This is a genomic window from Gardnerella sp. DNF01189, from assembly GCF_049244195.1.
Lineage (GTDB): Bacteria > Actinomycetota > Actinomycetes > Actinomycetales > Bifidobacteriaceae > Bifidobacterium > Bifidobacterium swidsinskii.
Window position 1 is genome coordinate 1,363,254 of sequence record NZ_CP058385.1, and the last position, 12,214, is coordinate 1,375,467.

General features: G+C 43.8%; 9 protein-coding genes and 1 pseudogene. All 10 read left to right on the top strand.

The window, feature by feature from the left end:
* The first annotated feature begins 34 nt into the window (after positions 1 to 34).
* Complete coding sequence (pstC, locus tag HXT41_RS05495) at positions 35 to 982, top strand: phosphate ABC transporter permease subunit PstC (RefSeq protein WP_100066732.1); 948 nt, start codon at positions 35 to 37, stop codon at positions 980 to 982.
* A complete protein-coding gene (gene pstA, locus HXT41_RS05500; protein ID WP_004109758.1) occupies positions 983 to 2,020 on the top strand; it encodes a phosphate ABC transporter permease PstA in 1,038 nt (345 codons plus the stop codon). It abuts the gene before it with no gap.
* 88 nt (positions 2,021 to 2,108) lie between these two features.
* Complete coding sequence (gene pstB / locus HXT41_RS05505; protein ID WP_004109757.1) at positions 2,109 to 2,888, top strand: phosphate ABC transporter ATP-binding protein PstB; 780 nt, start codon at positions 2,109 to 2,111, stop codon at positions 2,886 to 2,888.
* A 253-nt stretch (positions 2,889 to 3,141) separates the two neighbouring features.
* Positions 3,142 to 4,536: an NCS2 family permease gene (locus HXT41_RS05510; RefSeq protein WP_012913808.1), complete on the top strand. Its 1,395-nt coding sequence runs from the start codon at positions 3,142 to 3,144 to the stop codon at positions 4,534 to 4,536.
* 391 nt (positions 4,537 to 4,927) lie between these two features.
* Positions 4,928 to 5,449 carry a 50S ribosomal protein L10 gene (gene rplJ / locus HXT41_RS05515; RefSeq protein ID WP_012913809.1) on the top strand — a complete coding sequence of 174 codons (522 nt, stop codon included), beginning with the start codon at positions 4,928 to 4,930 and terminating at the stop codon, positions 5,447 to 5,449.
* A 97-nt stretch (positions 5,450 to 5,546) separates the two neighbouring features.
* Positions 5,547 to 5,927, top strand: a complete 381-nt coding sequence (gene rplL, locus HXT41_RS05520) for a 50S ribosomal protein L7/L12 (protein WP_004105575.1) — start codon at positions 5,547 to 5,549, stop codon at positions 5,925 to 5,927.
* Positions 5,928 to 6,077: 150 nt separating this feature from the next.
* Positions 6,078 to 6,251: pseudogene (locus HXT41_RS05525) on the top strand (peptidase); the annotation flags it as partial.
* Between the two features lie 553 nt (positions 6,252 to 6,804).
* Positions 6,805 to 8,154, top strand: coding sequence for an FHA domain-containing protein (locus tag HXT41_RS05530; RefSeq protein ID WP_033888565.1), 1,350 nt, complete (start codon positions 6,805 to 6,807; stop codon positions 8,152 to 8,154).
* Positions 8,155 to 8,171: 17 nt separating this feature from the next.
* Positions 8,172 to 11,930, top strand: a complete 3,759-nt coding sequence (locus HXT41_RS05535; RefSeq protein WP_116994927.1) for a helicase — start codon at positions 8,172 to 8,174, stop codon at positions 11,928 to 11,930.
* The gene (locus HXT41_RS05540) at positions 11,927 to 12,130 is read left to right on the top strand and encodes a hypothetical protein (RefSeq protein ID WP_004109746.1); all 204 of its coding nucleotides are present in this window, start codon (positions 11,927 to 11,929) and stop codon (positions 12,128 to 12,130) included. The genes HXT41_RS05535 and HXT41_RS05540 overlap by 4 nt, the downstream gene beginning before the upstream one ends.
* Positions 12,131 to 12,214 lie beyond the last annotated feature (84 nt).

Genomic DNA, 12,214 nt, shown 5'->3' on the forward strand with positions numbered 1-12,214 from the left:
AGCAGTTGCGAATAGTGCAAACGAAACTGCTCAAATTTCTGAGAGCAATAGCAAAAATTATGTTGGCACTCATCTTGCAGACCGTCTTTTTAAAGGCGTGGCTGCAGGCTGTGGCATGCTAATTTTGCTTGTTCTTACAGCAGTTGCAGTATTTCTGCTGTTTCGTGCTTTGCCGTTATTAAGTGGAAATCACAATCAAGTAAGTCATGTGTTTGCTGATTTTACTGGTGGTAAAGCGCATGATTTTATAAGCTATGTGGCTCCGCTTATTTTTGGCACAGTGCTTATGTCTGCGCTCGCGCTGCTGTTCGCATTTTTTGTGGCAATTGGTATTGCTCTGTTTATTTCGTATTATGCGCCTAAAAAAATTGTTCCGCTTTTGAGTGGAGTAATTGATTTGCTTGCTGCGATTCCGTCCGTAATCTATGGTTTGTGGGGCGGATTGGTTTTGGTTCCAGCTATGTATCCTTTCTGGGATTGGGTTTCTAAACTTTTTGGCTGGATTCCGCTATTTTCTGGTCCGGCGGCTAATCCTTCTCGTTCTGCTGCTACGGTTGCATTAGTTTTGGCTGTGATGATTTTGCCGATTATTACTTCTATGGCTCGCGATATTTTCCAGCAGGCTCCTCGCTTGCAGCAGGAAGGTGCGCTTGCGCTCGGCGCTACGAAGTGGGAGATGATTAAGTTAGCTGTTTTGCCGTTTGCAAAGTCTGGTATTGTGTCGGCTTCTATGCTTGGGCTGGGCCGTGCTTTGGGTGAAACGATGGCAGTTTTGATGATTTTGTCTCCTGGATTTACTTTTGGTATCAATATTTTCAAGGCTTCTCAAAATCAAACTATTGCCGCAAATATTGCAGCACAGTATCCGGAAGCGAACGGACTTGGCGTAAGTGCGCTTATTGCAACCGGCTTAGTTTTGTTCGTTATTTCTTTTGCAGTCAACTTTATTGCTCGCAAAATTACCGGAAAGGCGGGCGCATAAATGGAGCATCAAATTAATAAATCTAACGAAGGTGCTGAAGTCTTCGCAGAAAATTGCGTAGAAAATCGCGCAGAAAATTCTGCAGCTCCGGTTATTGACTTCAACAAATTCCGCCCAACTCGCTCACACATAGCTGCGCGCAAACGTAAAGACATGCTTATGCGCGTGCTGATTTTCTTGTCTTTTGTTGTGGCACTTATTCCGCTTATTTCTTTGCTTTTAACAACCATTATCAATGGTATTAAGCGTTTAAATTTTGATTTTCTCACTCATAACATGACTTACGTTGTGGGCGGAAATGCTACTGGAACTGGCGGTTACGGCGGAATTTTGCACGCGATTATTGGAACTCTTGAAATAACGCTAGGAGCTATGGTTATTTCAATTCCGATTGGTTTAATGTGTGCTGTTTATTTGGTTGAGTATGCTCGCGGAAACAAAATTTCGCGCATAATTAATCTGCTTGTTGACGTTATGAGTGGTATTCCGTCTATTGTTGCTGGATTGTTTGCATTTTCTATGTTTGCTCTTCTTGCTGGTCCTGGCACAATCAATGGTTTTGAAGGATCTGTGGCTCTTTCACTTCTTATGATTCCAACAGTTGTGAAGTCTTCTCAAGAAATGCTAAAAATCGTGCCTAACGATTTGCGCGAGGCGTCTCTTGCTTTGGGAGTTACTCAGCAGCGCACAATTACAAAAATCGTTTTGCGCACTGCTCTTCCGGGAATTGTGTCTGGCTGTATTCTTGCGGTTGCGCGCGTTATTGGCGAAACTGCGCCACTTCTTATGGCTTCAGGCTTTATTGCTTCCACGAATCTCAATTTATTTGATGGGCAAATGACGACTTTGCCGGTGTACGTTTACCAAGAATATTCCAAACTTTCTGCGAATTGTCCAGCTAATGCGCCGGCTTCTTGTGTAACGTCAATTCCGATGGAGCGCTCGTGGGCTGCAGCTTTAACGCTTATTGTGTTGGTGTTGTTGCTAAATATTTTGGGGCGAGTTGTGGCTCGAGTGTTTTCTGTAAAGACGAAATAAAGCGAAGTAAATCTTAAATAAAGTGAGTTAAAGCAAAGCAAAATAAAACAAAGCAAAGCGAATTAAATTTTTAGAAAGTGAGCATAAAATGGGTCAGCGAATTGATGTGAAGCACTTAAATATTTACTATGGTGATTTTCTTGCTGTAGAAGATGTAAATATTAATATTGAGCCAAATAAAGTGACGGCTTTTATCGGACCTTCCGGATGCGGAAAATCAACAGTTTTGCGCACTTTAGACCGCATGCACGAAATCACTCCTGGCGCGCGAGTAGAAGGTCAAGTGCTTCTTGAAGGCCGCGATTTATACGGTAAAGACGTGGATCCTGTGGCTGTCCGCCGCGATGTTGGCATGGTTTTCCAGCGTCCAAATCCTTTCCCAACAATGTCTATTCGAGAAAACGTGCTCGCTGGAGTTCGTTTGAATAATCGCAAAATTGCTAAGAGTGATGCTGACGATTTAGTTGAGTGGGCTTTACGAGGCGCGAACTTGTGGAATGAAGTTAAGGATCGCTTAGATAAGCCGGGTATTGGTCTTTCTGGCGGTCAGCAGCAGCGACTTTGCATTGCTAGGGCTGTGGCTGTGCATCCGCAAGTTTTACTTATGGATGAGCCTTGCTCAGCTCTTGACCCTATTTCTACATTGGCTGTAGAAGATTTGATTAATGAGCTTAAGCGTGACTACACGATTGTGATTGTGACTCACAACATGCAGCAGGCTGCGCGTGTTGCGGATTACACGGCATTCTTTAATTTGAAAGCTGTAGGTCAGCCGGGGCATTTGGAATACTTTGCAGACACAACTACTATGTTCAACAATCCGCGCAACGCTGAAGCTGAGCGTTATATTTCCGGTCGTTTTGGCTGAGTTGTTATATACTTCTTTGATTTCGGTGTATTTCCTTGGTCAGCACGTGCGCGTAAGGTCAGAGCTGTTCGGTTGTTCAAAGGTTTCGCAATTTTCATAATTTTATGTGAGATTTTGTGATGCTTTCGTTCATTCGACGAGTCGCAGTAACCTCTGCGTGAATGCCCAAATGTAATTGCGTACGCGATTGCTCAAGTGCTTTCGCCGCGCTTTTCTGGTCTTTTGCGCTTGTAAACCAAGGAACAGAGAGTATATGGAAAAGTTCTTCCATCTCAAAGAAAACGGCACGAATGTATCAACGGAGATCACTGCAGGTCTCACTACATTCTTCGCAATGTCGTATATTATCGTCGTAAATCCAATGATTTTAAGCCAAACTGGCATGCCTAAAGGTGGCGTTTTCCTCGCTACAATCATCGCAGCAATCATTGGTACCCTTGTTATGGGCTTGTTTGCTAACGTACCTTACGCACAGGCTGCTGGCATGGGTCTTAACGCATTCTTTACTTACACAGTTTGCTTCGGCCTGCATTTTACTTGGCAAGAGGCCATGTGCATGGTGTTCTTGTGCGGTTTAATTAACATTATTATTACCGTTACTAAAATTCGTAAAATGATTATTCGTGCCATCCCGACTTCGCTTCAACAAGCAATCGGCGGTGGCATTGGTTTATTTGTGGCCTATGTGGGCATGATGAGTGTTGGCTTGATTACTTTTACTTCCAAGGATCCTGCCGCCGCTGCAAAGAGTAAACCAACTGCTGCTATTCCAGGTCTTGCTGTTATGAATAACCCTGTGCTTTGGTTATTCCTTATTGGACTTCTTTTTGCTATTGTTCTTACAGTTCTTAAAGTTCGCGCAAGCTTGCTTATTACAATTATTGCAACTTCTTTAATTGGTATTCCTTTGGGATTGACTTCTTTGAACAATGCAGTGTCTGTTACTGATGCTTTTGCTCAGCTTCCAACTACTTTCGGTGCTATTTTTAGCGATAAGGGTTTTGCATCTTTGTTTGCTGATCCTGCTCGTTTGCCGCTTGTGTTGGTAACTATTTTCGCATTCTCAATGTCGGATACTTTTGACACTCTCGGCACCTTTATTGGTACTGGCCGTCGTACAGGTATCTTCTCTGAGGCTGACGAAAAGGCTCTTGAAAACGGCTCCGGATTTAGCTCCAAGATGGATCGCGCATTGTTTGCTGATTCTATTGCTACTTCTGTTGGCGCAATTTGCGGTACTTCTAACACCACTACTTATGTAGAATCTGCTGCTGGTATTGGTGCCGGTGGTCGCACTGGTTTGACTTCCGTAGTTGTGTCTATTTGCTTCGCGCTTTCTATTGTTCTTGCGCCTTTTGCTTCTGCAGTTCCTGCTGCAGCAACTGCAGGTGTGCTTGTTGTTGTTGGTTGCATGATGGCAAGCTCCTTGAAGGAAATTGCTTGGGACGATATTTCCGAAGCAATTCCTGCATTCTTTGCTGCCGTATTCATGGCGTTCTCTTACTCCATTTCTTACGGCATCGCTGCAGGCTTCATCATGTACTGCTTAGTTATGACTTGCAAGAAGCGTGCTAAGGAAGTTCATCCAATGCTTTGGATTGTTTCCTTGCTGTTCCTGCTTGATTTCGTTGCTAATGCTGTGCTGTAAATGTGCATTTAATGTAAGGGTGCATTTTGCAAGTAGTGAACTTGTGAAACATAAAATATAAAAGTAAAAATTAAAAAATTCGAGGGTATGTAAATTACATGCCCTCTTTTTTATTTTTATAGTATTTCTCTTGACATTGTCCTAACGGCGTATTAAACTTACCCAACGTAAACCACAGACCGTTGGCGGAATTAAAAATTCCTGAAATTGATGTGTCAGGCCAGCACAGGTTGAGCGATGATTTATAGCGAATTTCGTTATGAGTCGAAAATTTAAGCACGCCTTAGTGCTTCTTATGTTGCTCTGCCAGTGCGCAGGGCTTTTTTTATTGCTCTGTTTAATTAAGCTTGATGCGTTTCTTTCACCTACGGCCAATTTAGGAAGGAACGCCATGAAGAGGCCCGAAAAGGAAGCGGTAGTTGCCGAGCTTACGGAACTTTTCCGTAACGCAGACGCTATCTACCTCACCGAGTACCGCGGGCTTACCGTTCCGCAGATTTCTACTCTGCGCGAAAAGCTAGGCCGCGATACTTCCTACTCTGTGGCTAAGAACACGCTTGCTCGTATTGCTGCTAAGGAAGCGGGCATTGAAGGTCTTGACGAGCTTCTCGCCGGCCCAACTGCAGTCACCTTCGTTAAGGGTGATTTCATTGAGGCTGCTAAGACCTTGCGTGATTTTGCCAAAGAGAATAAAGCCCTCGTCATTAAGGGCGGTTTCGCAGATGGAACCGTTTACGATGCCGAAGGTGCAAAGCAGCTCGCCGACTTGAAGTCGCGCCCACAGTTGCTTTCCGAAATGGCCGGCGCGCTCAAGGGCACCATGTCCAAGGCCGCTTACCTGTTCAACGCATTGCCAACCAAAGCAGTTCGTACAATCGACGCTTTGCGCGAGAAGCAGGAAAAGGCCGCTTGATTCCCTTGCAGCTTGCTGCATGAGACCAACCAAATGTAAAAATGTTATGGTCGTAAGGCATAAGGTATGCCCGGCCAAGTAAGAAAGGAAGCCAATTATGGCTAAGCTCACTAACGAAGAGCTTCTTGAAGCTTTCGGTGAAATGACCCTCGTTGAGCTCTCTGAGTTCGTCAAGGCATTCGAAGATAAGTTTGATGTCGAAGCTGCTGCTCCTGTAGCCGCTGTTGCCGCTGCTCCAGCTGCTGCTGGTGCTGCTGAGGAAGAGAAGGACGAGTTTGACGTCGTTCTCACCGCTGCTGGCGATAAGAAGATTGCAGTCATCAAGGCTGTGCGTGCTTTGACCAGCCTTGGCTTGGCTGAAGCTAAGGCTCTCGTGGACGGCGCTCCAAAGGCTGTTCTCGAGAAGGCTAAGAAGGAAGACGCTGAGAAGGCTAAGGCTGCCCTCGAAGAGGCTGGCGCTTCCGTTGAACTTAAGTAGTTCTAACTTTTTGTTGCTTTGCGCGTAACGCAGTTTTATGCGTGCGTGTATAGTGAAAATTAGGCGGTAGGATTATTCCTGCCGCCTTTTTTGTTGCGCTGCGACCTTTTCTTTACTTGCGCGTAAAGTTTCTGCCGCGCGTGTTATGCGCAGGTTGATGACAAGGCTGCCGCAAAGAAGTCTGATAAGAAGTCTGAAGCTAAGAAGTCTTCCGAGAAGAAGGCTGCTCCATTGGCTAAGACCGGTGCTGCTGTAGCTTTGGCTGCTGTTGCTGCTTCTGTGCTTGCTGGCATGGGTGCTGCTCTTCGCAAGATCCGTCACTAAGCTGAAATCTGATTCAGTGATGAATCATTTGGGCTTTAGCTTATTGGTTGATCGTTGAGTCGGTTTTACTGTGAATTACTTAGTCTAGTGTGCTGAAAGGTGCGCTAGACTAAGTGCTTTTGTAAAAAATTTTGTGCTCTGCACGCTGTGTAGATCTTTTAGTTTTATACAGCAATTAATTGGTTTGCGTTTGCTTGTTGATATGGTTTGCCAAATTTCCTTTTTTACTATTGATTCAGGCTTCGTTAACCGATTAATGCTGAGCACTTTGCGTTGTTGCTTTCCGCTAGGGACGGTTGGTAATATCGCAAGTTTCGAGGCTCGGAAGTTTCTTCCGAGCCTTTTGTTATTTCCATTTGCATAAAGATTTTAAAAATTATTGCAAATAAAATTCTTTGCAAAAGTTCTAGTAAAATTCCTTATAAATTTTCTTGTAAAATCTTCAAATATGAATATGTGATATTTTTATGCTTAAAATCAACAAATACTAGCGCAATATACACAAAGCATGACACAATAGTAAGTAGTGTGTTTTTTGAAGGGAGCAGATCACGTGAGTGAGCGACAAACCGTGCAGCGCTGGATGATTACAGTTGGTGGTGTCGAGCAGGCACGTGTGGGTGCAGGTCAGTCTGTAGAGATTGGTCGAAAGCCTATACGCCCGTTGCGTGAAGATGGTTTCGCGCGCGTCGACATAGTGGATAATAAACGTTCTATGTCAAAGAGGCATGCGCTGCTAATTGTAGACATGCGAGGCGTGGCAACAATACGAGATTTGCATTCAACTAACGGTACATATTTAGTCAGCGCAAATGGTGATTTGCTGCGTCTAGAGCCTGATGTTGATTTTCAGCTTCCAGATAACTTAATGCGCATGCAATTCGGTGATGTTCCTGTTGATTTTGTGCGTGTAGAAGAAGAATCTGCTGAAGTTGAAAAAGATAACGCAGTGCGTAATCTGTTCTCTTATGCTACAGATGAATCGCATGATGAGCCTGCAGCTTCAGATTTATCAGTAGATCAAATTCTTGATTTGCGCGCTGGTGAGCCAACAGGTGTTTTCCATGCTCAATCAGTTTCGCATCCTGGATTGTCTTGGAAACAAGGCATGCAGAATCATACTCAGCTCAATGATGATTCGCAAACAGATGTTGCTCCAATCAATCATGATGTAACTTTGCCTGTTATGCGAGAACAGCAGGAGGCTCCTGTAGAGCCGCGTAATTTATTTGCAGATGCGCAAGCGATTCAGCAAGAAAGTTCAACTAAAGAAGAACCTTCGCAACAAGATTCTGTGATTTCTTCGGTTTCTGCAGTTGATCAAGCTGATTCAGTTGCTCAGGTTTCTCCGGTTGCTCAAGCTTCTCCGGTTACGCCAGTTAATTCGGAAACAGATGTATTGCAAAACGAAAGTTCTCAAGAATTTCCAGTATCTCCATTAAATTCAACTGAAACTTTTGCTGAAAATATTGCCAATACTTCAGCTTTTAATGGTGCAAATACAGGTTCTAATAATCTCGATATTAACAGTTTTGGCTCTACGAATCTCGGTACTACAAATCTCGACTCTAATAATCTCGATATTAACAATTCTGATGCGGAGTACACACCTGCATTTGAGCCAGGCTCCGTATTTGAAAAAGTATCAAAAGGCGAATTTGACTCTCAAGAAAATGTAGTGGAAGCCGGCGGATTTACGTCAAAAGAAGCTGAAGAAAGTAGTGATTTTTCAAAGCAATTTGAGATGGCGCAATATTCGCAGTTGCTTCCGTTTTTGGCTGCAAACACTGGGTTATATGATGACTTATACGCGTGGCTCGCAGCTCAAGGTAATTCTGAAGTAGATGCTGCACTAGCTAGAAACAGCGGTTATAGTGCATATCGCAAAGCTATTGAACAGTAAGCAAGTAGGGTGGGAATATGAGTGATACAAACAACGTGGAGCAGGATTCGTCAGAGCAAGTTTTTACTGATACAGTAGTTGAAAATACTACGTCAGAAGATGATTCTTTAGAAAAATCTGGCTCTAACAATACCAACAGCGCTCGTACTAACGCTTTACAACATATAGTTGGGTGGAAGCAGCAATATCAGGCTCAGCTATCTCCTTCTCCACTAGAAGATATAACGCAACTTGCTGCACAATTAGAGTTGACGCATGCTCATCCTTCCGGAATTGCGCAACTTTTTGCAAGCGGAAAAGTAACATTAAAATCTTTATTCCGAGACGCTGGAATGTTGCGGGCTGCTGGGCGAAGGCTAGATCGAGTTTTTGAAGATAGAGACGCAAAAGCACACGAAAGTGGCGTTTCCGAACTTTCTTTAATAGTTGGTGTTGCATCGTGGAATGGCAACCATGTGCCTGTTCTTACGTATCCTGTGAAAGTTGTTCGTGACACTAATCAAGATGAGACCTCCGCCACTATTTATTTCTCTGGAAGTGTTGGGCTGAACAATTCGCTTGTGTCGCGTTTAAGTGAGCGTGGTGTTCAACTTAGGGAAGATGTTTTATTCGACGGATCTCAATATGAAAGTGGAACGCCAGAAACTTCTGTAGTGTTTGATGCTATTTGTAAGCAAGCTCGCTCAGCTTTTACAGATTTTGATATTGAGCGCGATATTATACTTGGCTGCTTTACAGATGCTGGTTCGCGTTTTGTAGCAGAAAGTGAACAAATTATTAACGCTTTGCAATCTGGCAATGTTGGAAATGCGATGATTGACGCTATGGCTGGCGATGATCGAGCTATTCATAAGCTTCAGTCTGCAAATAAGCTAGAATATAGTCCTTTCGACGCAGATCCTCATAGCGAATGCGAAGTTGGTGAAGTAGATAACGTTGTGCGTTATGCAGCGGAGCTTGTTGCTTCTGGAAATTCTCTGTTCGTGGATATTGATTCGGGCTCAGATTCAGCTGCGATTGCTGCTGCGATTGCTTCTCGTTCTGTGATTGCAGGACATTCTGTGTTGTATGTGCCTAATGTTGTTGAGCAGCAGAGGCGTTTCCGTTACACGTTGAATACGCATGAAATTTCCTCATTAGCATTAGACGTTGCGGATGGTCATATTGCTAAGCATGTCGATGCGCAGTTGATTGCAGCAGTTGGTGCTAGACATAGTATTGCGACTTCACGATTTGAGCAGGTTGCAGATGAGTTGGTTGGAGTGCGTTCTCGCCTTACTCGTTATTTAGGCGATCTTCATGGTATCAACGAAACTTGGGGAGTATCTGCATATCAAACAATCCAGAATCTTGCAGCAATTGCAATGTTTCCAACCCATCCGTCTACGCATGTGCGTTTAGATGTTTCTGCAGCGCACGCCATGACCGGTCATATTGAAGAGTGGTCGAAAAAATTCCACCAAGCCGATGAGCTTGGAGAGTTTAGGATAAATCCTGAAGATACTCCTTGGTTTGGCGCGTCGATATTTGACGAAAATGAAGCTATATCTGTATATCAGCGTGTTGTAGACGTGCTTCTTAAGCTTCTTCCAGCAACTCGAGAACAAGTTAAAAGCACTGTGCAAAGCTGTGGTTTCCCTGTGCCAACAACAGCTCGTGAGTGGAGTCGTCAAGTTACAGTTCTCAAAAATTTGCGACGTGTACTTGACGTATTCCAGCCTGAAATTTTTGAGCGCGATTTAGATGCAATGATTGAAGCGAGTAAGCCGAAAGTTCAGCGTAAAGCCGAAGGCACAATTATGGGCTTCTGGGAACGTAGACATCATGTTCGAGAAGCGCGCAGCTTGCTAAGAGTTGGAGCTAAAGTCGATGATTTGCATGAGGCATTAAAGATTGTTGCGCAGCAAGCAGCTCAGTGGCGTACTTTCGTGCCTCACGGCGGATGGCCTGTTTTGCCGCCAAAATTGGATGATATTGTAAATACTCAAGAATTATTAGCAAGGCATTTAGTTGCTCTTGATGCAGTGTTAGCAACAACTCTTAAGGGCGCAGATCTTGAAAATATTGAATTTGCGCAGCTTGAAGCTCGTTTGCAAGATTTGCATGACGACAGAGCATCTCTAGATACTCTCCCTGGTCGTTGCAATTTGGAGCGTGAGTTCAGCAAAGCGGGCTTATCTGATTTAGTTAGCGATTTGCGTCGTCGCAACGTTACAGGTAATGCAATTGACGGTGAATTGCAATTGGCTTGGTGGACTACTGTTTTTGAAGATATCGTTAATTCTTCTGCAATTATTTCTCACCAAGATGGCTCCGCAATGCAAGATGTCTCTGATCGATTCGTGCAAGTTGATACAGAACATGTGCGTTCAATCGGTCCAATGGTTCAGCAAGAAGCTATGAGGCATTTGTGCGATTTATTGTTCTCGCACACGCAAGAAGCTAATCAGTTACATACTATGCTTGCAGGAAACCGTTCTGGAATTACTTTTAATAAATTATTGCGCAATTATGCGGAACTTGTGTTGGCTGCGAAACCAATACTTGTAGCTATGCCATCTACTCTTACTATGATGACTCCGTTGAGACCTATTGCAGATACTGTAATAATTGATTCAGCATCTCATATATCAAATATTGAGTTGCTATCTATTTTGTCTCGTGCTCGTCAAGTAGTAGTTTTAGCGCATAAGCAAACAGTAAGTTCTGAAAGTTTGCGTTCGCTTATTTCATTACTACCATCTGTAACAGTAGTTTCTAGAGCAACAAGGCGCTCGCTTCGTTTAGCGCGATTCTTGGAAGAACATGGTTACGGAAAGTTGCGTCATGACGTTCCTGTTGAACGTTTGCAAGGTAAAGTTCGTTTGCATCAAATTGAAGCAACTGGAGTTCCAGTAATGTCTTCTGGGCTTATTGAAAGCAGCCAGCGTGAAATTGATGAAGTAGTTGAGCTTATTCGTCAGCGTGCGAATACGTTTACGGTTGTTCCTTCAAGCTATGTGCTTGTCGTAGTTACGTTGACAAACGTGTTCCGCAGTCGTTTAGGAGCAGAGTTGAAGTCTTTGTCTATTAAAGACGAAAACATGGCTAGATTCTTGCGACATGTGAGACTTTTGGGCGTTAATGAAGCTTCTGGAGCAATAGCAACAGATGTAATTATGTCGCTTTGCTATGCAAAAACATCTCATGGCAGACTTCTTCAGCAGTTTGGATTGCTTGAAGAAGAAGGTGGAAGCAGTGTGCTTCTTGACGCTTTGGCTCTAGCTCGTCGTCATCTAGATATTGTTAGTGCGTTTACATCTAAAGATATGGAAGATGAGCGTTTGCACCAAGATGGTCCAAAGCTTTTGAAGAACCTTTTGCAATGGGCTGAGAAGTTAAGTGATAAGCCGCTTCGTCCAGAAGATGCCAACGATGTTGAAGCGCAAATTGCTGCAGAAGCTGCACAAAGAAATGTGCTATTTACTGATTTAGCTGAGCGTATTCGCTCGCGTGGATTAAAAGTTGCAGTCAACTATGGCTTCGATAATGGCGTTAGAATTCCTCTAGTAGTTGGACTTGCGGACAAGTCATTTGCTGTTGCTGTGCTTACGGATGATGCGCAATTTATGAGCGTGCAATCAACTCGTGAACGTCATCGCATGATTATTCAGGATTTGGAATCCTTGGGCTGGTCAGTTATGACAGTGTGGAGCGTTGGAGCTTTTGTCAATCCTGAAAAAGAGGTTGACCGTGTTGTTTCTCGTCTCGGGGAATTGTATGGTGACAACGAATGAGTAAATACGATCCCAATAGAAGATCTCCCCGCAGGTCAGTTAGGGTTGTTCGTGAAGGCTCGGAGCTTTTTGATGCAGATGGCGTTAAACTCGAGCCTTCTGACGAGCTTACTTTGCAACAGCGTAATCAAGACGACGATAATCGTATTTTAAGCGAATTGCCGCCTCACTGGGCGGTGTTTTCCGAGCGTATTAGTTGAGCTTGAAATACGCGAGAAGTAGCAGAATGATTTATTCTTGTTGCTGCTTGTTGCTGACTGGTCATTATCGCTAATTGCTAATAA

Excerpts from the sequence above, each read along its gene's own strand:
- HXT41_RS05510 (WP_012913808.1), top strand. The coding sequence starts at position 3,142 with ATGGAAAAGTTCTTCCATCTCAAAGAAAACGGCACGAATGTATCAACG.
- pstA (WP_004109758.1), top strand. The coding sequence starts at position 983 with ATGGAGCATCAAATTAATAAATCTAACGAAGGTGCTGAAGTCTTCGCA.
- pstB (WP_004109757.1), top strand. The coding sequence starts at position 2,109 with ATGGGTCAGCGAATTGATGTGAAGCACTTAAATATTTACTATGGTGAT.
- HXT41_RS05535 (WP_116994927.1), top strand. The coding sequence starts at position 8,172 with ATGAGTGATACAAACAACGTGGAGCAGGATTCGTCAGAGCAAGTTTTT.
- HXT41_RS05540 (WP_004109746.1), top strand. The coding sequence starts at position 11,927 with ATGAGTAAATACGATCCCAATAGAAGATCTCCCCGCAGGTCAGTTAGG.
- rplL (WP_004105575.1), top strand. The coding sequence starts at position 5,547 with ATGGCTAAGCTCACTAACGAAGAGCTTCTTGAAGCTTTCGGTGAAATG.
- rplJ (WP_012913809.1), top strand. The coding sequence starts at position 4,928 with ATGAAGAGGCCCGAAAAGGAAGCGGTAGTTGCCGAGCTTACGGAACTT.